The organism is Pseudomonas sp. ASL9, assembly GCF_056680335.1.
The window spans coordinates 2,850,001-2,873,603 of sequence record NZ_CM155277.1 but is presented as its reverse complement, the minus strand read 5'-3'; the positions used below and the strand labels follow the sequence as shown (position 1 = coordinate 2,873,603).

General features: G+C 58.0%; 22 protein-coding genes (1 of these 22 running past the window's edge). 3 read left to right on the top strand and 19 right to left on the bottom strand.

Annotation, left to right across the window (positions count from 1 at the left end):
* Nucleotides 1-50 precede the first annotated feature (50 nt).
* Nucleotides 51-1,289, top strand: coding sequence for a nucleoside recognition domain-containing protein (locus AC1ME2_RS13140; protein ID WP_480441715.1), 1,239 nt, complete (start codon nt 51-53; stop codon nt 1,287-1,289).
* On the opposite strand, the gene AC1ME2_RS13135 is transcribed toward AC1ME2_RS13140, so the two are convergent.
* The 19 genes from AC1ME2_RS13135 to AC1ME2_RS13045 all read right to left on the bottom strand — a co-directional run bounded on the left by AC1ME2_RS13135 (nt 1,262) and on the right by AC1ME2_RS13045 (nt 21,815).
* The gene (locus tag AC1ME2_RS13135) at nt 1,262-1,906 is read right to left on the bottom strand and encodes an ABC-type transport auxiliary lipoprotein family protein (RefSeq protein WP_480441714.1); all 645 of its coding nucleotides are present in this window, start codon (nt 1,904-1,906) and stop codon (nt 1,262-1,264) included. The two genes, AC1ME2_RS13140 and AC1ME2_RS13135, sit on opposite strands and share 28 nt — an antisense overlap.
* Nucleotides 1,903-2,841: an MlaD family protein gene (locus AC1ME2_RS13130; protein WP_480441712.1), complete on the bottom strand. Its 939-nt coding sequence runs from the start codon at nt 2,839-2,841 to the stop codon at nt 1,903-1,905. Before AC1ME2_RS13130 ends, AC1ME2_RS13135 begins: the two co-directional genes overlap by 4 nt.
* A 2-nt stretch (nt 2,842-2,843) precedes the next feature.
* A complete protein-coding gene (locus AC1ME2_RS13125) occupies nt 2,844-3,662 on the bottom strand; it encodes an ABC transporter ATP-binding protein (protein WP_480441711.1) in 819 nt (272 codons plus the stop codon).
* Nucleotides 3,663-3,667: 5 nt separating this feature from the next.
* Nucleotides 3,668-4,834 carry an ABC transporter permease gene (locus AC1ME2_RS13120; protein WP_480441709.1) on the bottom strand — a complete coding sequence of 389 codons (1,167 nt, stop codon included), beginning with the start codon at nt 4,832-4,834 and terminating at the stop codon, nt 3,668-3,670.
* An 11-nt stretch (nt 4,835-4,845) separates the two neighbouring features.
* On the bottom strand, nt 4,846-5,955 hold the full coding sequence (locus tag AC1ME2_RS13115) for a DUF5924 family protein (RefSeq protein WP_480441708.1): 1,110 nt from the start codon (nt 5,953-5,955) through the stop codon (nt 4,846-4,848).
* Between the two features lie 176 nt (nt 5,956-6,131).
* On the bottom strand, nt 6,132-7,511 hold the full coding sequence (locus AC1ME2_RS13110) for a M16 family metallopeptidase (protein ID WP_480441706.1): 1,380 nt from the start codon (nt 7,509-7,511) through the stop codon (nt 6,132-6,134).
* A 56-nt stretch (nt 7,512-7,567) separates the two neighbouring features.
* On the bottom strand, nt 7,568-9,220 hold the full coding sequence (locus AC1ME2_RS13105) for a Na/Pi cotransporter family protein (protein ID WP_480441705.1): 1,653 nt from the start codon (nt 9,218-9,220) through the stop codon (nt 7,568-7,570).
* Nucleotides 9,221-9,459: 239 nt separating this feature from the next.
* Nucleotides 9,460-10,233 (bottom strand): TerC family protein, encoded by a 774-nt coding sequence (locus tag AC1ME2_RS13100; RefSeq protein ID WP_480441704.1) that lies wholly within the window; start codon nt 10,231-10,233, stop codon nt 9,460-9,462.
* A 91-nt stretch (nt 10,234-10,324) separates the two neighbouring features.
* Nucleotides 10,325-11,632 (bottom strand): CitMHS family transporter, encoded by a 1,308-nt coding sequence (locus AC1ME2_RS13095; RefSeq protein ID WP_480441702.1) that lies wholly within the window; start codon nt 11,630-11,632, stop codon nt 10,325-10,327.
* A gap of 324 nt (nt 11,633-11,956) precedes the next feature.
* Complete coding sequence (locus tag AC1ME2_RS13090; protein WP_480441701.1) at nt 11,957-13,918, bottom strand: DUF7844 domain-containing protein; 1,962 nt, start codon at nt 13,916-13,918, stop codon at nt 11,957-11,959.
* Nucleotides 13,915-14,235, bottom strand: a complete 321-nt coding sequence (locus AC1ME2_RS13085; protein ID WP_480441700.1) for a DUF2388 domain-containing protein — start codon at nt 14,233-14,235, stop codon at nt 13,915-13,917. The genes AC1ME2_RS13090 and AC1ME2_RS13085 overlap by 4 nt, the downstream gene beginning before the upstream one ends.
* 31 nt (nt 14,236-14,266) lie before the next feature.
* Nucleotides 14,267-14,572, bottom strand: a complete 306-nt coding sequence (locus AC1ME2_RS13080) for a DUF2388 domain-containing protein (RefSeq protein WP_480441699.1) — start codon at nt 14,570-14,572, stop codon at nt 14,267-14,269.
* 104 nt (nt 14,573-14,676) lie between these two features.
* On the bottom strand, nt 14,677-14,994 hold the full coding sequence (locus AC1ME2_RS13075; RefSeq protein WP_480441698.1) for a DUF2388 domain-containing protein: 318 nt from the start codon (nt 14,992-14,994) through the stop codon (nt 14,677-14,679).
* Between the two features lie 337 nt (nt 14,995-15,331).
* A complete protein-coding gene (locus tag AC1ME2_RS13070) occupies nt 15,332-15,547 on the bottom strand; it encodes a DUF1127 domain-containing protein (protein WP_480441696.1) in 216 nt (71 codons plus the stop codon).
* Between the two features lie 318 nt (nt 15,548-15,865).
* Entirely contained in the window at nt 15,866-17,359 is a 1,494-nt protein-coding gene (locus AC1ME2_RS13065) for an acetyl-CoA hydrolase/transferase family protein (protein WP_480441694.1), read from the bottom strand.
* A 203-nt stretch (nt 17,360-17,562) separates the two neighbouring features.
* A complete protein-coding gene (locus tag AC1ME2_RS13060) occupies nt 17,563-18,999 on the bottom strand; it encodes an NAD(P)(+) transhydrogenase (Re/Si-specific) subunit beta (RefSeq protein WP_480441693.1) in 1,437 nt (478 codons plus the stop codon).
* Complete coding sequence (locus tag AC1ME2_RS13055; RefSeq protein WP_480441691.1) at nt 18,999-19,334, bottom strand: NAD(P) transhydrogenase subunit alpha part 2; 336 nt, start codon at nt 19,332-19,334, stop codon at nt 18,999-19,001. Before AC1ME2_RS13055 ends, AC1ME2_RS13060 begins: the two co-directional genes overlap by 1 nt.
* Before the next feature lie 11 nt (nt 19,335-19,345).
* Nucleotides 19,346-20,467, bottom strand: coding sequence for a Re/Si-specific NAD(P)(+) transhydrogenase subunit alpha (locus tag AC1ME2_RS13050; RefSeq protein ID WP_480441690.1), 1,122 nt, complete (start codon nt 20,465-20,467; stop codon nt 19,346-19,348).
* A gap of 427 nt (nt 20,468-20,894) precedes the next feature.
* Nucleotides 20,895-21,815 carry a LysR family transcriptional regulator gene (locus tag AC1ME2_RS13045; protein ID WP_480441689.1) on the bottom strand — a complete coding sequence of 307 codons (921 nt, stop codon included), beginning with the start codon at nt 21,813-21,815 and terminating at the stop codon, nt 20,895-20,897.
* Between the two features lie 158 nt (nt 21,816-21,973).
* On the opposite strand from AC1ME2_RS13045, the gene AC1ME2_RS13040 reads away from it, so the two are divergent.
* Nucleotides 21,974-23,155, top strand: coding sequence for an acyl-CoA dehydrogenase (locus AC1ME2_RS13040; RefSeq protein ID WP_480441687.1), 1,182 nt, complete (start codon nt 21,974-21,976; stop codon nt 23,153-23,155).
* A 53-nt stretch (nt 23,156-23,208) separates the two neighbouring features.
* Nucleotides 23,209-23,603, top strand: the 5' portion of a protein-coding gene (locus tag AC1ME2_RS13035; protein ID WP_480441686.1) for a CaiB/BaiF CoA transferase family protein. The gene runs 826 nt beyond the window's last position; the window shows 395 of its 1,221 coding nt (coding positions 1-395); its start codon is at nt 23,209-23,211; its stop codon lies beyond the right edge, outside the window.

Genomic DNA, 23,603 nt, shown 5'->3' with positions numbered 1-23,603 from the left:
GTTGCCCCCCTTCGCCGCTATCATCGCCGCATCTTCTGAGGGACTTACTGATGCTCAATGGCCTATGGCTTGGCTTTTTTGTGGTGGCGGCGGTGTCGGCGCTGGCGCAATGGCTGATCGGCGGGAACGCCGGGATTTTTGCCGCGATGGTGGAAAGCATCTTCGCCATGGCCAAGTTGTCGGTTGATGTGATGATTCTGCTGTTCGGCACCCTCACCTTATGGCTAGGGTTTCTGCGCATTGCCGAGAAGGCCGGGATCGTCGATTGGCTGGCCAAAGTCCTGGGGCCTTTGTTCCGCCATCTGATGCCTGACGTCCCGCCCGGTCATCCGGCGCTGGGGCTGATTACCCTGAACTTCGCTGCCAATGCTCTGGGCCTGGACAACGCGGCCACACCTATCGGCCTCAAGGCCATGCGTGCGCTGCAAGAGTTGAACCCCAGCCAGACCACGGCCAGTAACGCGCAGATTCTGTTTCTGGTACTCAATGCTTCGTCCCTGACCCTGATGCCCGTGACGATTTTTATGTACCGGGCTCAGCAAGGTGCCGTGGACCCGACGCTGGTGTTCCTGCCGATTTTGCTGGCGACCAGCGCCTCCAGCCTGGTCGGATTGCTGTCGGTAGCGTTCATGCAACGCTTGCGGTTGTGGGACCCGGTGGTACTGGCGTATCTGATTCCCGGTGCACTGCTGCTGGGCGGTTTCATGACGCTGCTCGCCGGGCTATCGGCTACCGCGTTGGCAAGCCTGTCGTCGATCCTCGGTAATTTGACGTTGTTTGGCCTGATCATGGTGTTTCTGATCATTGCCGCGTTCAAGAAAGTGAAGGTGTACGAGGCCTTTGTCGAGGGCGCGAAAGAAGGCTTCGATGTCGCCAAGAACCTACTGCCGTATCTGGTAGCGATGCTCTGCGCGGTCGGCGTATTGCGTGCCTCGGGTGCGCTGGATTTCGGCCTTGATGGCATTCGACATCTGGTGCAATGGGCGGGGGTGGACCCCCGCTTCGTCGATGCCCTGCCCACTGCAATGGTCAAACCGTTTTCTGGCAGCGCCGCACGGGCGATGCTGATCGAGACCATGCAGACCCAAGGCGTCGACAGCTTCCCGGCGCTGGTGGCCGCGACGATTCAGGGCAGCACTGAAACCACCTTCTACGTGCTGGCGGTCTACTTCGGGTCTGTCGGCATCCAGCGTGCGCGGCATGCGGTGGGTTGCGCACTGCTGGCGGAACTGGCCGGTGTCGTTGCGGCCATCCTCGTCTGTTACTGGTTCTTCGGCGCCATGGCGTAATGCTTTTGGCCCTGCTCGAGGGTCCATTGCACCAGTTGCGCCGCTAGCGTATCGCTGGCCTGACTGAAACCAGCCACCACCGAAGTCACCTGTTTGTCACTGACGGGTTGGTGCACTTCGAAACGGCGGCTGGCGACGATGCGCTGGGTCTCTCCGACCAATCGTGCATCCAGACGGACCACCACTTCGATGGCCTGGCCGTGGTATTCGCTCTGGAATGCCTGCAACTCCCCGCCCAGCTCAAAATCAGCCTGCAGGTTGCTGTCATCGGTGCTCAGCGACTGCACCCGGCCGTCACGATAGAACGCGTCGAGCAGTCGGTTGCGCAGCGCCACGGGGGCAGGATCGCTCCAGCGCGCACCTTTGTAATTGCTGATCAGATCCCCCTGAGGCACCACGGCAATTCGCGGGCTGTCCAGCGCCTCGCTGGCCTTGGGTCGGGCAACTCGTAGCGACCAGGCCACCGGCGTTTCATGCGTCGTTTGCGCTGCCGTTTGCGCCGTCGTCAACCGGAACACATCGGACGGTTCAGCTTGCGGCAGAATCGAGCAGGCGCTCGACAGGAGCAGCGCTCCAACAACGGCGAATCGATTGAGTGAGTAATGGGCAAGCCTCATGGCTCGAACTCCTTATTCTTGTCGCGGCCCAGAAGGTAGCCGCTGGGATTGGCTTCCAGACGGCGGGAAATTGACCGGAAGGAGGTCAGTGTGTCGCGCAACTCACGAACGGCAGGGCCCAGCTCGCTGAGGCCTTGCATGCCGCCGTTGAGTGACTCATGGTTATCCGTAAGCAGGCGGCTGATAGTCTCGCTGCTTTGCTCGATGGATTTCATGGCCTGTTCGGCGCTGTTGAACATCTGTTTCCCGTCACTGTTGAGCAGGCCGTTAGCGTTGCGCATCAACAATGTGGTTTGCTCCAGCGTCGCGTTCGCCTGTTTACCCACCAGCGCCAGTTGTTTGAGGCTCTGGCGAATATCGTCGCGCTGCTCGGCGATGACGCTGGTGGTTTGTTCCAGATGGTCGAGGATGCGGGTCAGGCTCAGTACGTTATCGGCGGAGAACATCTGATTGGCGTTGTGCAGCAACTGATTGACGCCGCTCATCAGATCCCCTGTGTCGTTGAGCAACCGGGCGATAGGCGACGGCGAGGCAATAATGACCGGCAGCTTGTCCTCCAGCCCCCTCAACTCAGGGCTGTCTGGCGTGCCACCACTGAGCTGGATGATCGAGGTACCTGTGATGCCGGTCAGGGCCAGCTTGGCTTGAGTGTCCTCTTTGATCGGTGTCTCGCCAGCGATGCGGATTTGCGCCAGCACCCGGCGCGGGTCCCGTGGGTCAAGGCGCAATTGCACCACATCGCCGACCTTGATCCCGCTGTACTGCACGGCACTGCCGCGCGATAGCCCCGTCACGGCTTCGTTGAATACGATCTCGTAATCTTTGAACGCAGTGTCAATATTGGATTTGGCCAGCCACAAACCGAACAGTAGCGCCGCAGCGACGACGATTACGGTAAATAAGCCGATCAGTACATGATGGGCACGGGTTTCCATCGTCAGACCTCTTTTTGCTGTGTGGCGGCAGAACATGCCGCTCGGCCGCGTGGGCCATGGAAATATTCACGGATCCAGGCGTCGTTTGTGGCAGCGACTTTTTTGATGGGGTCCGCCACCAGTATGCGTTTTTGTGCCAATACCGCGACCCTGTCGGTGATGGTGTAAAGCGTGTCCAGGTCGTGTGTGATCAGCAGTACGCTCAGGCCCAAGGCTGCGCGCAGGGTCAGGATCAATTGATCGAACGCAGCGGCGCCAATCGGATCGAGGCCCGCGGTCGGTTCATCGAGAAACAGAATGTCTGGGTCCAAGGCCAGCGCCCTGGCCAGTGCGGCGCGTTTGATCATGCCGCCAGACAGTGCCGACGGGTATTTGTACGCCGCCGACAATGGCAGCCCGGCCAGCGCGAGCTTTACGCCCGCCAAGTGTTCCGCTTCATCGCGGCTCAGCCCAGCGTGCTCGATCAACGGCAGCGCGACGTTCTCGATCACCGTCAGCGAGGAGAACAATGCGCCCCTCTGAAACAGCACGCCGAAACGTCGCTCGGCCAGGGAGCGAGCCTTGCCCGACAGGTGTTGCAGGTCTTGGCCAAATACTCTGGTCGTGCCTTCGTCCGGCCGACGTAGCCCAATGATGCTGCGCAGTAATACTGACTTGCCGCTGCCAGAGCCGCCGACCACGGCCAGGATTTCGCCCCGGTACAGGTCCAAATCGAGATGCTCATGCACGGTCTGGCTACCGAACCGGTTGCACAGGCCACGCACTTCAATCACCGCTTCGCGCGGCGGTTTCGGGATCGGGCTTGCAATAGGGTTTGTCATAGGGGTCACCAGCCCATCTCCATAAAGAACAAGGCGGCCACGGCATCTACCACGATGACCACAAAGATTGATTGCACCACGCTGGACGTGGTGCGGGCGCCCACTGATTCTGCACTGCCAGTGACCTTGAAGCCTTCCAGGCAACCAATGGATGCGATCAGGAAGGCGAAGGCCGGCGCCTTGACCATGCCCACCAGAAAGTGCCGAGCGCCAATGTCCGATTGCAGCAGCGAGAGAAACATCGCCGGTGAAATATCCAGTGACAACGCGCAAACCACACCGCCGCCGATGATTCCGGAGAGCATCGCGACAAAGGTCAGGATCGGCAGTGAAATCAGCACTGCCAATACTCGTGGCACTACCAATAATTCCATAGGGCTCAGGCCCAGAGTGCGGATGGCGTCGATTTCTTCATTGGCTTTCATCGAACCGATTTGCGCGGTGAAGGCACTGGCCGTGCGCCCGGCCATCAGGATAGCGGTCAACAACACGCCGAACTCACGCAGGAACGAAAACGCCACTAGATCCACCGTATAGATGCTGGCGCCGAACTTTTGCAGCACCGTCGCGCCGAGGAACGCTACAACGGCGCCGACCAGGAAGGTGAGTAGCGCCACGATAGGGGCGGCATCGAGCCCGGTCTGTTCGATGTGCGAGATCACCGAGGTCGTTCGCCAGCGGCTGGGGCGCAAAACGGTGAGCGCCAGCGTCTCCAGAATCAGGCCAACAAAACCCAGCAGTTGCAGAGTGTCCTGCCAGATGGTGTCCACCGCCCTGCCGATGCGCATGAGCAATTGGACGCTAACTGTTTCTTCCGGGTCTTTGATCGGCGTGCAGTAATCATGCAGTGCCGACTGAATGGTTTGCAGCAAGGCGCGGCTGGCGGTTGGCAGGTCTGGCGCGCCCACGGCCAGTCGCCCCAGTCGGTCTGCGCCCAACAGCTCTACCAGCAGCGAAGCGCCTGCGGTGTCGAGCGTGCGCAGGCATGTCAGGTCAACGGGGGTACTGGCGTCGTACTTCCCGAACAGCGCACTCGTCTGCTGCCTGAGGTCGTGGTAATGCGCAAGCGTCCAGTCACCCGAGACCCGCAGGCTAGCGGGGCTGGTGGAGGTGTCCACCAAGGCGCTGCCAGCCGGAGACGGCGCGTTGTCAGCCAGAGAAGATGTGGTCATAGGCTCCGAGCTTAATAGGTTGGCCCTGGATTGGATTGTGCTGGATCATCGGCCGACGGTTTTACACCCACGGGATCGCCAGCCGAATGGGTGACAGGTGCCGGGTCTGTAGCGGTGACGAGAAACCGCAGTATGCCGATCATCTGACCATCTTCGGTCAGCACCCTCACCTCCCAGCGACCCACTGAGTCGGCCGGGAAATTCTGTTTGTGGGTCCAGGCGCGATAGCCTTCTTTGCGCCCGCCATGAATATCCAGAGCGATGTGGTCGACCTCTTGGCCGTTGTGTCGCCAGACGTGGTAAATCCGCTCATCCAGCCCGCGCGGTGCGTTGATCGCGGTGTAGGCGTACAGGCCGCCATTGCGCACCTGATTGGCGCTGACTTCTATCAGACTTTCGCCCGGGGTACGGTTCTGGTTGTCAAAGTTTGCGCTGACCGCGACGTCGGTCAGCCACAAGGTTGCCGGTGGCACCCATGAGCGCAACAACCAACCTGCACCGCCGATGGCCAATGTCACCACCAGCAGCAATACACCGCGCCGCCAATGGTTGATCGGAAAACTCGACGCCAGGCTGGGGAATGACAAGAGCATGGAGATGCCCAGCGACAGCTTGTAACTCTCGGCAGTGGTCAGGTGCAAAATGATCGGCAGCGCTGTCAGCAATGCTGCAAACAAGGTCAACGTGTGCAGTGCCAGAAACAACCAACGCTTGGGTGCCAGCCACTTGTAGTACAGCGGATCAATGATCGAAATCAGTGCTGCCGCGCCCAGAAAGCTGGTGAAAATCAGTTGGCCGCTGTTCCAGGTGGTGGTGATAAAGAAGAACGGCAGTACGAAAAACAGACTTTCCTGGTGGATCATCTGCGTGCCATAGCGCAGCAGCGGTGGCGGAAATTCGCGTTTGAATATTTTGGTGAAGAGCCTCATCACGCTGTTCTCGAACATCAGCCACAGCCAGCTGACCAGCATGATGACCGCGATCCAGGTGGCCAGGCCTTCTTGACGATCCACCAGAATGAAGCTGCCAATACCCGAGGCGAAACCGAAGAACGCAATCAATCCCGGATAGCGCTTCATCAAATCCAGCACGCGGGTTACGCAACGATTCCAGTCAGGCATTTCGGCATTTCACTGTGGTTGTAGGAAAAATCCTCGACAGGATACCAATGCTGTTCGGTTAGCGGTCAGGCGATAAAGGCAAATGGCCGCTTTTGAATGAATTAGCGCCCACAGAAAGGTGCGGTCTTAGGGAGACTCCAGGTTCCCAGGCCACACACAAATCCCTGTGTGCCCATTCATTTGCGAAGGCGGCGCGCCTGATATAGCCATAACAATAGAGCAAATAACACGACGATCCCCGCAACCAGCGCATACAAGCCGTCGTAACTGAGCAACGGTTTCTCGACGCGCAGGTAACCCGATTGCGCGAGTAGCTGACGCATGGCCTGGTTGGCGGTGTCGAGGCTGACGGCTTTGATCTGCCGCGCGGGATCAGTGAAGTGCCCATCATCGTAGTCGCTCAACGCTCCCCAATAGTAATCGGCCAGGGCGCTATTACCCTGGGCCGCCCACGCCTGCTTGTCGATGGCGGCTTGTTGCAGGCGGGCGAAGGTCGCTGGGTCGAGCCCGTCTTTTTGCAGGCGTTGGCTCAGATCACGCATCACGTGTGCTGCCTGATCGATATCATCACGGCCAAGGTCCGCGTTGAGGCTGAGAAAACCGGTGTCGCCAAATACCTCACGTTCGCTCCAGGGTCCATAAGACAGACCGTGTTCCAGGCGCAATTCGCTGTAAAACGACCAATCTAGATAGTCTTTGACCAACTGCCAGGTTTCATCGTGCTGCTGTTCCAGCTCCGGCTCGGGAAAAAACCAGTGCAGACGCGCGCCCTCGCCTACCCAGCCTTTGATCAGGCTGCGGTCGGTGTCTGCTGTGTGGCTGATGTGCGCGAGCGGGCGGTGTTCAATCGGTTCGGCAGCGATGAGTTGGCCGTAAGTACGTTCCAGATACGCTGGCAAGAGCCGGTCGAGATCGCCGACGACAATCAGCGTCATGTTGTTCGCGGCGTACCAATTGTTACGCACTTTTTCGATCTGCTGGAGGGTCAGCGCCTCGACGTCGGGTCGTTCGTCGCACTTGAGGCCCAATTCGACCGCCAGTTGTTTGCTGGCGGTATGACCGAGGTCTTGATGATCGAGCCAGCGTTGCAGGTGTGAATAGTGACCGCCATCTTCGCGTTCGACGATACGTTTTGCGGTGTTTAGGGCGTTTTCATCAATGCGACTGCGGGTCAACACGGCCAACAACAGATCAAGCACCTGGCGCTGGTTTCTGGCGGGCGCTTCGATGACGAAGGTAGTGTCGGCGCTGCTGGTGAAAGCATTCCATTCACCGCCCAAGGCCTGCATGCGCTCCTCAAGCCCGCCTTCCCCGCGATCATCGATACCGCTGAACAACAGATGCTCAAGCAGGTGCGGCAATTCCTTGTTGGCACAATTGAAGTCATCGAAACCAATGCCGACCACCAACCGAATGGCCACATGGCCTTTTTCAGTACCGGGTTTGAGCAGCAATTGCAGGCCATTGGGCAGGTCATGGCCTTCGACCTGATAACGGTCGAAGGCCATCGATTGGCTGGCAGTCAGAAGTAGACAAATGAACAGCAGACAACGCATAAAACAAGCTTCTTTGGGGCCGGTATGTTTAACAGACTTCAAGGAGTCTGGGTCGTTCACACCGGTTGATCAGGCAAGGTCTCGCTGGACAGGCCTCCAGTTTCCGTGGTTTCGAGTACGGCATAAGCGCTGATGCAGAACAGCGAGTTGAGCCGTTTCATGTCAGCGATGAGTTCCAGATGCAGCGAACTGGTTTCGAGACTTTGCACCACTTTGCGCTGCAAGCGACTGACGTGCGCATGGGCCAGGCGCCGTTCCTGAGCGCGGAAACGACGCTTTTCGCGCAGCAGTTGGCGGGCGCTTTCAGGGTCGGCGCTGACGAATACCGATAGGCCCAGACGCAGATTCAACAGCAATTGGCTGTGCAGCCCGGTCAGCTCCTCCAGGCCAACGTCGGAGAACGAGCGACGCTGCGCGGTCTTCTGTTGCTGGACCTTGCGCAGCATACGTTCGATCAGATCGCTGGCCAGCTTGAGGTTGATCGCCAGCTCGATAATCTCTGCCCAGCGTCGGCTGTCCTGCTCGCCGAGGTCTTCCCGGGGCATTTGCGCCAGGTAGAGTTTGATCGCGTTATACAGCGCTTCGGCGTCGTCATTGAGACGCCGCATTTCCACGTTAACCGCCGTTTGCGTACCGCTCAGCACCTCTTGCATGACCATGAGCATGCTTTCGATCAGATCGCCCAGACGCAGGGTCTCGCGCACGGCATTGGCCAGTGCCAGACTTGGGGTCGCCAGTGCCGTGGCGTCCAGATGCCGGGGTTTTGCGACACCGTTGGTTTCGGGGCGCTCAGGCAGCAGCCACGTACACAGACGGGCCATGGGGCTGACGCTGGGTAGCATCAGCAGACAGCGCAGGGTGTTGTAGGTCAGGTGGAAGCTGATCACCAGGCTTTGGGGGCTGAAGTCCAGCGTATCCATCCACTTCACCAGCGGGTCCAGCACGGGAATGATCAGCAGCAGACCGATCAGCTTGTACAGCAAGCTGCCGAGCGCAACCTGACGCCCGGCGACGTTTTGCATGTTGGTGCTGAGAAACGCCAGCAGGCCGCTGCCGATATTCGCCCCGATCACCAAACCGATGGCGACCGGCAAACTGATGATTTCCGAGCCCGCCAAGGTCGCGGTCAACAGCACTGCGGCAAGGCTGGAGTAAGAAATCAGGGCGAACATCGCGCCCACCAACGCGTCGAGCATGAGGTCGCCGGTCAGCGACGCAAACAGCACCTTAACGCCCGCGGCATGAGTGATGGGCGCCGCTGCCGTGACAATCAGTTGCAGGGCCAGAACGATCAAACCCAGGCCGATCCCTACCCGTCCGAGCTGGCCGGCGGGCGTTTGCTTGCGCGACAGGAAGAAGATCACCCCGAGGAAGATCAGCAGCGGCGACAGCCAGGACAGGTCGAACGTCAGCACCCGCGCCATCAGGGCTGTGCCGACATCCGCGCCAAGCATGATCGCCAACGCGGGGGTCAACATCATCAGTCTCTGGCCAACGAATGAAGTGACCAGCATTGCCGTGGCATTGCTGCTCTGCACCAATGCGGTGACGACAATCCCGGCGATGAAGGCCAAGGGGCGTTTAGACATATTTTGGCTGAGCACGTGGCGCAGCTGGGAGCCGTACACGCGGAGGATGCCGGTACGAACGATGTGCGTGCCCCAGATCAGCAAGGCAACAGCAGAAAGCAAATCGAGCAGGGTTAGCATAAAAAGGCCCCCTGTAGGTCACCCAAACCGGGTGAGGATTAAAAGTGCAGCATGCAGCGAGCGAAGCGATGTAACGGAAGAGTTTTAGCGCTCACCTAAGCTTTAGTCGGCTTCTGGCCTTGGCGCCAGCATCGCATAGGCAATAGCGGCATTGAAACAAAACTGTCATAAATCAGCAGATTGAACATTCATCAAAAAACGGGGCAGGCAATGGCCCCGTTGTCTTTCAAGCGGTTCAGTTACTGGCCAGGGATATCCTTGCGCAGTTTGACCGGTTCGCTTTGCTTCTTCTTTTTCGCCATTGCGGTTCGCATCTTGATGTTGATGGCTTCGACCGCCAGCGAGAACGCCATGGCGAAATATACATAGCCTTTGGGCACATGCACACCGAACGAATCAGCGATCAGCACGGTACCGACCACGATCAGGAAGGACAGCGCCAGCATCTTCAGTGAAGGATGCTTGTCGATGAAATTACTGATAGCGCCTGCGCACGCCATCATCACCAGCACGGCGACGACGATGGCGGCAATCATGACCGGTACGTGAGCGACCATGCCGACCGCAGTGATCACGGAGTCCAGCGAGAAAACAATATCGATGATCGCGATCTGGATGATGGTGTAGAAGAACTGGCCGCCCTTCCCTTTGGGCACGTCGTCGACCTCGACCTCGTCCTCACCTTCCAGGCCGTGGTAGATCTCCTGGGAGCTTTTCCACAGCAGGAAAAGACCACCAAAGAACAGGATCAGGTCACGGCCAGAAAAACCCTTGCCGAAGACCTCGAACAGGTCTGCGGTGAGGCGCATGACCCAGGTGATCGATAGCAACAGCAGAATCCGCGTGATCATGGCCAGCGCCAGGCCGAAAATCCGGGTCCGCGGCTGCATGGCCTTGGGCATGCGGCTGACCAGGATCGAGATCATGATGATGTTGTCGATGCCCAGGACGATCTCCAGGGCCGTCAGTGTGAAAAAGGCAACCCAGATTTCCGGGTTGGTCAGCCATTCCATAGGTATTCCTTTAAGCGGTTAATACCCCAGAGTCATCCCTCTCAAGGGGCGCGCCCGATGAGAGGGATGACACTGGGATGAATCGTCTGCGTTATAGACTGCTGAAAAACGGGAAAATCCCCATCAGTAAAGCGGCAAACATGATGCATAGGCAGACCAGCACTGCCCACTTCAGGGTAAATCGCTGATGGTCGCCGAATTCGATGCCGGCCAGCGCCACCAACAAGTAGGTCGAAGGCACCAGGGGGCTGAGCAAATGCACGGGCTGGCCAACGATAGACGCCCGCGCCATTTCCACCGGGCTGATCCCGTAATGGCTGGCCGCTTCGGCCAGAATCGGTAACACGCCATAATAGAAAGCATCATTGGACATGAAGAATGTGAACGGCATGCTGACCAGTGCAGTGATGACTGCCAGGTAGGGGCCCAGCGCATCGGGGATCACTGCCAGCAGGCTTTTGGACATGGCGTTGACCATGCCGGTGCCCGACAGGATGCCGGTAAAAATACCCGCCGCAAAAATCAGCCCAACCACCGCCAGAACGCTACCGGCATGTGCCGCGATGCGGTCTTTCTGCGCTTGCAGGCAGGGGTAATTGACGATCATGGCAATACTGAACGCGATCATGAACAGCACTGGCAGCGGCAACAGGCCAGCGATCAAGGCCGCCATCAGGGTCAGGGTCAGGGCGCCGTTAAACCAGATCAACTTGGGCCTGCGTGCTTCCGGGAACTGCGAAACGCTGATTTCGCTGTGATCGACATCATCGCCCGACAGGTGCAGTTCACCCAGGCGAGCGCGCTCGCGTTTACCGTAAGCATAAGCAATCAGCAGAATTACCACGACGCCCACCAGCATGGCCGGGATCATCGGCACGAAGATATCCGAAGGGTCGACATGCAGCGCACTGGCGGCACGCGCGGTCGGACCGCCCCACGGGGTCATGTTCATCACGCCCCCGGCCAGAATGATCAAGCCCGCCATGATGCGCGGGCTCATGCCGACGCGGCTGTATAACGGCAGCATGGCGGCCACGCAGATCATGTAGGTGGTCGCCCCATCACCATCAAGGGAAACCACCAGCGCCAGTACGGCGGTGCCCACCGAGACTTTGACCGGGTCGCCCTTGACCAGCTTGAGAATCAGGCGCACCGCCGGGTCGAACAGGCCCGAGTCGATCATCAGGGCGAAATACAGGATGGCAAACATCAGCATCACGCCGGTCGGCGCCAGTTTGGTGATGCCTTCGAGCATCATTGGGCCGATACCGGCAGCGAAACCGCCGAACAGGGAAAAAGCGATCGGTACCAGAATCAGGGCAATCAGCGCTGACAGACGTTTGCTCATGATCAGGTACATGAACGTGACGACCATGGCGAAGCCGAGGAAGGTCAACATAGAGATACTCCAGGTGTAGCGCGACGTGAGGAAGGCGAACCGAGCGGATCAGCGCTGGGCGGACGGCGCGTGGAGTACGGGCGGGAATTGAGCGGAAAAGCAGGCACTAGCGGACATCAGAATCACCATGGTCATTAACTCTTGTTGTTTGCTGGGCCGGGCGACGCTGACAACGCGCGCCTTGGCTGACCGGTCTGGTGCCGGTGGTGGGGCGATCCTAAAGGGGTAAGCTTTCAGCCAGCTTTCGCAGGACAAACGACGGGTCATTTTTTGTATTAATAAAGACGCCGCGGTCGGTTGTCGCGAGAGCCTGGGCTGAAAGCCCTAAGGCAACTCCAGCCCACCCGCTGCCTTATGCAGTGCGCGCAGGTGTTCGCCGATCTGTTTGAGGTTGTCTTCGTTGGCGGCGATTTCTGCGGCGCGTCTGGGTTCAAGCAGCGCGCGGACTTCTTTGTCCAGGTCGCCAGTCAAACGCTGCAGTTGTTTCTGGCGCTGACTGCTTTCATCCTCCAGGCGCTGCCATTCGCTGGCTTGAGGTAAACCGTAGCCGCCGCTGCCGAGCAATTCTGCCGGGCGACTGAGGAAGCCGCTGCTGGCGAGAATTTCCCGTAAGGTGCCGGTCGCCTTGGAGACGCTGCCGTCCTGCTGCTCCTTGGCACTGAGATAGCGCTGCTTGACCTCCTCCTGGGCCAGCAACAGCTCCCGACGTAAACTGGCTTGCTCAAGCAACAGCATGGCCGCGCTGGTGCGCAAGTTGGCGTTGGCAAACCACTCGCGCCGTTCCTTGGCGGGCAGCCCCAACCAGTCTTCGACCGTGGTCTGTTTGATCGGCAGCTGCTTCTTGAGCACCTCGAACATGGCCTGATAGCGGTCGCGGTAGGAATCGAAACGGTAACCCAGGCGCAACGCCTCACGCGGGTCTTTCAGCACGCTGGTATCGGCCAGGCCACGTGCGTTGAGTACTTGCAGCAAACCATTGGGAATGATGCTGTCCAGGCCTTTGAGGCGTGGATCATCGGTGCCACTGCGCAGTAGTTTCAGGGTTTCCACCGCGCAGTTGTTCGATATGAAGTAGTAGTTACCGTCGTAACTCCAGTGCATCTCGGCTGCGTGTTCTACCACGTCGTTGATTTGTAGCCGAGACAAATTCATCGGCACCGAGGCCAGGCTGCGCAGTTCAGTCTTGGTGTATTCGTCGATCACCTGCGCCAGCGGCAGCACGAACAACCGTGACGGGTACACCCCGGTCAGGCCATCCCAACTGGAAAGCTGCACGTCGCCGACGAAGGCGCGGTAAGACAGCACCAGGTGTTGATCCAGGTCCAAACGGCAATCCGGGCCACGGGGGCGTCCTGGCTTGCAGATCACCAGCCGCAACATGCTGTGGCCCCAGCGGCTGACCCAGTTCTGGTTGGCTTCGGCCAACAGATAATCGACGGCGTACACGCGCTCCGGGTCGATTTTGCCCAACGGTTGACGGCCGAAGTCGCTGCCGGCGTTAAGGAACGGGAAGGATGTCGGGCACTCGTTCTTGGCTGCGGGGGCCCAGCCGAAATGTTCTTTGTAGTACGCATAGAGCGCAGGACGACGGCAAGGGTAGTCCGGATCAAGCAGGAAATACTCCATGTTCACCGCGACGAACTCACGCGGGTTGGTGATTTCGTAGATGTCCGGGCTGCGGGCGATCTGGCGATTGTGCTCTTCACGTTCGCCCCTGCGGCCGACGTATTGCTGCCAGCCGGCAAGGTCGAGCAATCGGGGATCGTCGCTGAGGGTGAAGCGCCGGGCTATTTCGCCGCGGCAGCGGTCTGGCAGACCGATCTTGCCCATGCTGTTGGCCTGACGCTGACAACTGAGTATCAGCGAGCGCTCGGCGTCCGGCCACCGCATGGCGCGATCATAAATGTGGGTGAGTTCATGCAGCACCGTGGCGAGCATTTCCCGGCGTACGGTACCGTGGGGTCGATTGGTTTTCTGGGTGGCGGCTGAGCCATCGGTCAGGCCCGCCAGCAGATTGCGGTTCAAGGCGAGCCAATTTGGGCCGGACGCCTCTCCGTATGCGTTGTTGGGCAGGTCTGTGGACCAGCGAACTTCGATGCGGCGGTCCAGTTGCTCGATAAAGCGCGGCGGTAAGGCCTGCATAGCCTCATTCAGCAGTGTCTGGCTGGCGTGTCGCTGTTCTGGGGTGAGGCTGTCAGCGTCAAGCGACAGACTTAAACCGGCTACGGCACTGTTGCCAGCCAGCAACAGAATCGACGTCAGTAACCAGCCAGTGAGGTGTCTCACAGCGCAAGAATAGCTTCGGCGAGGGTTTGGTCACTGGCGTTTCGTGCCTCGGGCAGGCGGGTGCGCAAGGTATCGAAGGCGGCTTCAAGCTGAACCCCGCGAATATCCCCTTGGCTGGCAACGTAGCTGGCGGCGTCATCCTTGGCTTGGATCACGATTTTTGCATCGCGTGTCGAGGTGGTGCTGTCGGAGGTGAAATCAATACTGCGGCCGAAGGCGCGGACGACAATGTTGCTGGTGGCTTTTACGGTTTGAGCCTGAGCCACACCCGTCAGTAACAACAGGCCAAGGGCGGCGGCAAAAAGCGGGGTACGCATGGAACGTCTCCAAAGTGAAGATACAACATGGTTATAGGACGAGAATTGCCTGCGCCAGTTCAAGATCATTGGCACGAAGTTTTGGCTGGGTTTGACCCAGCTCTTCACGTAAAAAAGCCAACGCCGACTCCAGCTGTGCTCCTCGCAGTTGGCCATTACTGGCGATGAACGCTGCGGCATCATCCTGGGCGGCAAGTATTAGCTTATTGTCGAAGGGGGCGGAGGTCACTTTGCTGGTAACAAATCCGCTGACGACCAGATTTTGCGTGGTCAGGTCAAACGCCTGCGCTTGAGCACTCAAGACCAAGGCAATAATGAGACGACACAGAAAACGCATGAGGCTGAATAACCGATGATTCGAGCGGTCAAGGCTATCGCAATGCCTGGACCAGAGCTAGCCCGGCAGTTGCGGGCTAGCTGACGAGCCTGTAACGACAGTTGTCAGAGCGCCAGAATCGCTTGAGCCAACTGTGTGTCGGTGGCGTTTAGTTGTGGAGCCTGTTGGCGGATGTGTTGCAGGGCACCCTCCAATTGCACACCACGGATTTCGCCTTGGCTGGCGACAAAACTGGCCGCATCGTCACGCGCCGCGAGAACGATTTTGTCATCCTTGAGCGATGAAGAAACTTTGGACGTCGCGTTGCTGGACGCATCGGCGGCACGAACCACTGCATCGGTGGTGACGACAAAACTCGAAGCACTCGCGCCGGTGGCAACAGCCAGCAGGGCTACAGCGCTAAGCAGGCATAGGCGGGACATGGTGAACTCCAGTGGTTAAAAGAGCTGAACTCAGTATGCGCCAGCCTATCGCAGCGGCGCTGTGCGTACCATCTTGTGTCAGCTCAAGCGCATAGTTGGCGACAAGAGGTGGGTGTGCAGACGCTATCTGATTAGGAAATAAGCAAAAAACAACTGTATTGGTAAATTCTTTATTTATTAAAACTGTACTTGTGTGGCGGTTTTTGTTGGGTTCTTCGGTTCAAATGCGTTTCTCTGAAATGACAAAACCCGTCGGCAGTTGCCTGCGACGGGTCTTGTATGGAGCAATTCGGGGTGCTGGAGGGAGACCTGGGGTCTGAGACCAGCGAGCGCTAAATTAGCGCCAGAACGGCTTGCTCAACTCTTCGTAACGTTGCGATTCGCTAATCCCGGCATCAGCCAGCAAACGTGCGTCCAGACGAGCCAATTGGTGGCGGCTGGAGATGCGACGCTGCCAGAGCATCAGGTTGGCGAAAGCGCGAAGAGGCCATGCGGCTTTTTCGGATGAAGCGGTGTTTTCGTAGAACATGTCGGAACTGAGTGTACGTTCCATGATGACTTCCTTCCGCTTGTGGCGGGTTTAGATAGTGGCTTGACTGGTGCCAATCTTCCTCTCTCTTGGCTAGCCTCTCCAGACACAGTTCACTTCAATTGTGCTGGTTCAGTTAACTGTTTATAGGGACTGTTTTGTTCCTATTTGGGGCAACTGTACTGGTCGGCACTTTAATGGTGCATTTTCGTGTCGATCGGGCTGTATTTCCGATTTCCAAGGGGGTAAATGACCAGTACAGCAGTACAGTTTTCCCAATGAAAGGCTCTGGTGAGGTAGCTGACAGTACGAAAAGTAGTTGTCAGCTATCTGCTCCAGGGGTCAGAGTGGTTGCATCCGCCCTGTTTCTTCCAAATTGATGTGCCAGCTGAGCGCTTCGCGCAATACATGCGGGGTGTGGCCGCCTATTTTGCAGGCTGCGGTGAAGTAGTCATTGAGTGCTTCGCGGAAATCCGGGTGCACACAGTTGTCGATAACCACGCGTGCACGCTCCCGCGGTGCCAGGCCGCGCAAGTCAGCCAGGCCTACCTCGGTCACCAGGATGTCCACGTCATGTTCGGTGTGATCGACATGGCTGACCATTGGTACAACGCTGGAGATAGCGCCGCCCTTGGCGATGGACTTGGTCACAAAGATCGCCAGGTGCGCGTTACGCGCGAAGTCACCCGAGCCGCCAATACCATTCATCATCCGCGTGCCGCAGACGTGAGTGGAGTTGACGTTGCCGTACAGATCGAACTCCAGGGCGGTGTTGATGCCGATGATCCCCAGGCGGCGAATGACCTCAGGATGGTTGGAGATCTCTTGTGGACGCAGAACCAGCTGTGGTTTGTAGTGTTCCAGCTTGTTGAACACTTCGTCGTGCTTGGCGGCAGACAAGGTGATGGAGCTGCCAGAGGCGAAGACCAGCTTCCCGGAATCGAACAAGTCGAATGTCGAATCCTGAAGCACTTCGGAGTACATGGTCAGGTCATGGAACGGTGAGTCCAGCAGACCGTGCATCACTGCGTTGGCGATAGTGCCAATGCCCGCCTGAAGTGGCATCAGGCTGTTGGTCAGCCGATCTTCGCGCACTTCGTTTTTGAAAAACTCGACCAGGTGGTTCGCGATGGCCTGGGTTTCAGGGTCTGGCGGCAGGATCGTCGAATGCGAGTCAGGCTGATTGCTGATGACAATGCCGATGATCTTCGCTGGGTCGATCTGCACGGCATGGCTGCCGATGCGGCTGTCAGACTTCAGTACCGGGATCGGCAGGCGGGTTGGACGGTAGCTAGGGATATAGATATCGTGCAGGCCTTCCAGCTCCAGTGGCTGAGCAAGGTTGATCTCGACGATTACCTCCTTGGCCAGAATGGCGAAGCTGGCGGAGTTGCCCACCGAGGTGCTCAGGATCAGATGCCCTTCTTCGGTAATGGCCACGCACTCGATGACAGCCAGGTCAACGGCCTTGATCTGGCGGTTACGCAACTGCTCGACGGTGTCGGACAGATGCTGATCGATAAACATCACAGAGCCATCGTTGATCGCTTTGCGCAGGGTGCTGTCGACCTGAAACGGCATACGACGGGACAGCACGCCTGCTTCGGTCAATTGTTTATCGAGGTCATTGCCCAGGCTTGCGCCGGTCATCAGGCTGATTTTCAGCGGCGACACTTTGGCGCGCTCGGCCAGTGCCTTGGGCACAGCCTTGGCTTCGCCTGCGCGGGTAAAGCCGCTCATGCCGACGGTCATGCCGTCTTGGATCAGGGCTGCGGCATCTGCAGCGCTCATCACCTTACTGAGCAGAGAAGGCAAGCGAATACGATCACGGTACATGGATAGTTATCTCGGGCGGGTGGAAGCAAAGCGTTCAGTCTAGAGAGTTGAACATTTTTCGTCCCGCTACCATGGTCGCATGAAAGGGCGCTAATTATGCCCGTTCATGTAAAACACTGTTGCATAAAACGTAACAATCCCTGGCCGATGAAGGTGCCAGGGATTGATTTGATCCGTGTCAGTAAAGGGTCTGCGCCAGCGTGCTACTCCACGGCTTTAACCATGTCTTCGATGACCTTCTTAGCGTCGCCGAACACCATCATGGTTTTGTCCAGGTAGAACAGTTCGTTGTCCAGACCGGCATAGCCGCTGGCCATCGAGCGCTTGTTGACGATCACGGTTTTGGCTCTGTAAGCCTCAAGAATGGGCATGCCAGCGATCGGCGACTTAGGATCGTTCTTCGCTGCCGGGTTGACCACATCGTTGGCGCCGAGCACCAGCACCACGTCGGTCTGACCGAACTCGGAGTTGATGTCCTCCATCTCGAACACTTGCTCGTAAGGCACTTCGGCCTCGGCCAGCAGCACGTTCATATGCCCTGGCATCCGACCCGCCACCGGGTGGATCGCAAATTTTACCGTGACTCCCCGGTGAGTCAGCTTCTCCGCCAGTTCCATCAGTGAGTGCTGGGCGCGAGCCACCGCGAGGCCATAGCCTGGAACGATGATCACGGTGTCGGCGTTGGTCAGCAGGAACGCGGCGTCGTCGGACGAGCCGGATTTGACTGGCCGCGCTTCTTTGTCACCCGCGGGGCCTGCAACGTCCGCGTGACCGCCGAAGCCGCCCCCGATCACGTTGAAGAACGAACGGTTCATCGCCTTGCACATGATGTACGAGAGGATGGCACCGGACGAACCCACCAGGGAGCCTGCAATGATCAGCATCGAGTTGTTCAGCGAAAAGCCGATCCCCGCAGCTGCCCAGCCTGAATAGCTATTAAGCATCGACACCACGACCGGCATGTCTGCGCCGCCAATCGGGATGATCAGCAGCACACCGAGAACGAACGCCAAGGCGAGCATCAGGGCGAAGGCATTCAGATTACCGCTCACTATAAAGGTGATGCCCAGCGCCAGTGTTGCCAGGCCAATGGCCAGATTCAATTTATGCTGACCGGCAAACTGTACGGGTGCGCCTTGGAATAGGCGGAATTTGTACTTGCCAGAGAGTTTGCCAAAAGCGATCACCGAACCCGAGAAGGTGATGGCGCCGATGGCGGCCCCCAGGAAAAGCTCCAGACGGTTACCCGCAGGGATAGCGTCACCCAGTTGCTTGACGATACCCAGCGATTGCGGCTCGACGACTGCGGCGATGGCAATGAACACGGCGGCCAGACCGATCATGCTGTGCATGAAGGCAACCAGTTCCGGCATCTTGGTCATTTCAACGCGCTTGGCCATGATTGAGCCGGCGGTGCCGCCCACCAACAAGCCAAAGATGACGTAGCCGATACCGGGGGCGGTAATCTCGGAACCCAGTTTATAGACCAGGCCCACGGTGGTAATGATCGCCAGGCCCATGCCGAGCATGCCGAACAGGTTGCCGCGTCGCGAACTGGTGGGGTGAGACAGGCCCTTGAGCGCCTGAATGAAGCAGATCGAGGCGATCAGGTACAGCATGGTGACCAGATTCATGCTCATTACTTCTGCGCCCCTTCTTGTACCGGCAGAGCCTTGGCTTTGGGGGCTTTTTTCTTGAACATTTCCAGCATGCGTCGAGTGACCAAGAAGCCACCGAACACATTCACGGCAGCCAGCGCTACCGCCAGGGTGCCCATGGTCTTGCCCAGCGGCGTTACGGTCAGCGCGGCGGCCAGCATGGCGCCGACGATAACAATGGCCGAGATGGCGTTAGTCACCGCCATCAGCGGCGTGTGCAGTGCAGGCGTTACGTTCCAGACCACGTGATAACCGACATAAATCGCCAGCACGAAGATAATCAGGTTGTAGATACCCGGGGAGATCAGCTCTTCCATTATTTTTATCCTTATCCGTTCTTGCGGATGACTTGGCCGTCGCGGCACATCAGGCACGCGGCGACGATGTCGTCTTCGAGATTGATCTGCAGCTGCCCTTCAGGGGTAAATAGCAGCTTCATGAAGTCCAGCAGGTTGCGGGCATACAGCGCAGAGGCATCGGCCGCGACCATTGCAGGCAGGTTGGTATAACCGATGATGGTTACACCATGCACGCTGACCACTTGATCGGCCACGGTCAGCGGGCAATTGCCGCCCTGAGCTGCTGCCAGATCGATGACGACCGACCCTGGTTTCATCTGCGCGACGGTTTCAGCGCTCAGCAACACCGGCGCCTTGCGACCCGGAATCAACGCGGTGGTGATCACGATGTCGGCCAGCTTGGCGCGCTCGTGGACCGCGATTGCCTGGCGCTGCATCCAACTGGCAGGCATTGGACGGGCGTAACCGCCGACGCCGACCGCGCATTCACGCTCCTCATCCGTCTCGTAAGGGACGTCGACGAACTTGGCACCGAGAGATTCGATTTGTTCCTTCACCGCAGGACGCACGTCGGACGCTTCGATCACGGCGCCCAGACGCTTGGCGGTGGCAATCGCCTGCAAGCCGGCAACGCCCGCCCCCAGGATCAGCACGCGGGCTGCCTTCACGGTACCCGCAGCGGTCATCAGCATCGGCATGAAGCGCGGATAGTGATGCGCGGCCATCAGCACGGCTTTATAGCCGGCAATATTGGCTTGCGAGGACAGCACATCAAGGCTCTGCGCGCGTGAGGTGCGCGGCGCGGCTTCAAGGGCAAAGGCGGTGATGCCGCACTCGGCCATCTTGGCAATGGTCTCGTTGTTGAACGGATTGAGCATGCCAACGACGATCGTGCCGCTCTTGATATGAGTCAGCTCGCTGTCGCTGGGCGCAACAACCTTGAGAATCAGCTCGGTACCGAAGGCCTCCGTGGCGCTGCCAATAGTGGCGCCCGCCACTTCATAGGCACTGTCCGGAACACTGGCAGTAACGCCTGCGCCGCTTTGCACAGTGACCCGATGGCCTTGGCCGATCAGTTTCTTAATGGTTTCCGGGGTTGCGGCAACCCGCGTTTCACCCTGGTGGGTTTCGAGAGGAACACCAATGTGCACGTAATATCTCCTGCGTAATATTCTTATAGTGTTATCTATTTTAAATAGGCCAGTGCACTACGGATGGTGCTGCTGGGGCGTCCGATCAGTATTGGCCACCGCAAAAAAATGCGAGGCGAAGCATTCTGCAGGCGAAGTTTCATCCCTTCAACAAGTTCTGAATTGTGACCGAATATTAACTGCAAGTCACGCTGTGACCGAATGTCGCAGTATTGGGTCAAAAGTACTGATTACATGGTCTATAAGGATGATTGATGAAATTGACTAAATTTGAGGATTCGTTTTGTGAATAACCTAAGGTTGTTCCAGCCCAGGCTACATGCCTCAATTTCAGGCCGCTTGGTTCCCTTTTTGCGACATCAGTACAATTAACATAAAAGCGACATATTCGTATATATATAGGTATCGAAGGTTACCGACTACACGATCAGCTAATGCCTGTGGACCGCTCGGTGATTAGCGCGTAGCTGTGCGCCTGCCCCACAAGCCAGTCACGAAATGCGCGTAAAGAAGCTGATTCGACCTTTCGCTCAGGAATCATCAAGTAATAGGCCTTGATGCTCGACAGTGCGTGGGGGTTGGCTATCACTAAGCGTTTCTCGGCCAGTTCGCGCTGGATCAGGAAGGGTGGAATCAAGGCAATGCCCATCTCATGCATGGCGGCTTGGGCAAGCATGGAGAATAGCTCGTAACGCGGTCCTGTCATGTCACGGGGAATATTCAGGTTCAGAGAGCCGAACCACTGGCGCCAGGCATAGGGGCGTGTGGTTTGTTGCAGCAGAGGTAATTCGGCAATGGCCTCTGGACTTAGCATGTCGACATTGCCCAGGACGGTTGGGCTGCACACCGGCATGGGGTTTTCTCCCATCAGCCGATGTGATTCGGTACCGGACCAATCGGCGTCACCAAAATAGATTGCTGCATCGAAGTCGGTGTCTGCGAACAGAAAGGGCCGCGTACGGTTGGTGAGATTGACCGTTACGTCGGGGTGGCATTGCTGGAAATCCTTGAGTCGCGGCAGCAACCACTGAGTGCCAAAGGTCGGCACAACCGCCAGTTCAATCACGTTAGCGCCCTGCTGGCCCATGACCGACAGCGTGTCACGTTCGACCGCATCCAGTTGGGTTGCAACGCGACGACTATAAGAAAGCCCGGCTTCGGTGAGTTTGACCCCACGACGCGAGCGTCGGAACAGCTCGACATTAAGGAACTCCTCCAGGCCGGCGATCTGTCGGCAAATAGCGCCTTGAGTGAGGGAGAGCTCTTGCGCTGCCTTGGTAAAGCTTTCATGTCGAGCTGCCGCCTCGAAGCTGATAAGTGCGGTTGTGCTGGGGATCTTTCTTCGCATGTACCTCTACCTCACTAGCCAGATCGGGAAAAGCCTTTTTTGATCATTACAGAGTGAGAAATTAGCACAACAGCATGCGAAATCCTCGTTTGCCGTATTCCTGAAGCGGGCCTACGATCAGGTCACGACTTTTGACCCATCTTCACGAGGACTCGCTCATGGGCGGCAAAGCAAGCTTCAACTGGATCGATCCGCTGTTGCTGGATCAACAACTCACTGAAGAAGAGCGCATGGTGCGTGACAGCGCTGAGCAGTTTGCCCGTGACAAGCTGGCCCCGCGTGTTCTTGAAGCCTTTCGCCATGAGCACACTGATCCTGCCATTTTTCGCGAAATGGGTGAAATCGGTTTGCTGGGTGCAACCATCCCCGAGCAATACGGTGGCAGCGGCCTGAATTACGTGTGCTACGGCCTGATCGCTCGCGAAGTTGAGCGCGTCGACTCTGGCTATCGCTCCATGATGAGTGTTCAGTCCTCTCTGGTGATGGTGCCGATTAACGAATTCGGTACTGAAGCACAGAAACAGAAATACCTGCCCAAGCTGGCCACCGGCGAATGGATTGGTTGTTTCGGTCTTACCGAGCCCAACCACGGCTCCGATCCAGGCGCAATGATTACGCGTGCCAAGAAGGTTGAAGGCGGCTATCGCCTGTCAGGCAGCAAAATGTGGATCACCAACAGCCCGATCGCGGATGTATTCGTGGTCTGGGGAAAAGACGATGCGGGCGACATTCGCGGCTTCGTTCTGGAGAAAGGCTGGGCGGGTCTGACTGCGCCAGCTATCCACGGCAAGGTGGGTCTGCGTGCCTCGATCACTGGCGAAATCGTGATGGACAACGTGTTCGTGCCCGAAGAAAACATCTTCCCGGACGTCCGTGGGTTGAAAGGCCCGTTCACTTGCCTTAACTCGGCGCGTTATGGGATTTCGTGGGGCGCGTTGGGAGCTGCCGAGTTCTGCTGGCACACCGCACGTCAATACACCCTGGATCGTCATCAGTTCGGGCGTCCGTTGGCGGCGACTCAGCTCATCCAGAAAAAGCTGGCTGATATGCAGACTGAAATCACATTGGCCCTGCAAGGATGCTTGCGCTTGGGTCGGATGAAGGATGAAGGCACCGCTGCGGTCGAAATCACCTCGATGATGAAGCGCAACTCGTGCGGCAAGTCCCTGGACATCGCACGGATGGCGCGGGACATGCTCGGCGGTAATGGCATCTCCGACGAGTTCGGTGTCGCCAGGCATTTGGTCAACCTTGAAGTCGTGAATACCTATGAAGGTACCCATGACGTCCATGCGTTGATCCTGGGTCGTGCACAGACTGGCATCCAAGCCTTCTATTAAGTAACGCCTTCTAGCTTTCTATCTATAAGGCTATAAGGAAAAGGAGTCAGCCGATGGGCGCGCTTTCACATCTACGGGTCCTGGACCTGTCGCGGGTTCTTGCCGGGCCTTGGGCCGGACAGATTCTCGCTGACCTCGGTGCCGAGGTGATCAAAGTCGAGCGCCCGAGTAATGGCGATGACACTCGCGCGTGGGGCCCTCCCTTCCTTAAGGATGCCGAGGGCGAGAACACCAGTGAGGCGGCGTATTACCTGTCGGCCAACAGGAACAAGCAGTCAGTCACCATCGACTTCACCCGACCTGAGGGTCAGCTGTTGGTGCGGGAACTGGCTGCCAAGTCCGACATCGTCATCGAGAACTTCAAGGTCGGCGGGTTGGCGGCATATGGCTTGGACTATGAGGCGCTAAAAGCCATCAATCCCAAGCTTATCTATTGCTCGATCACCGG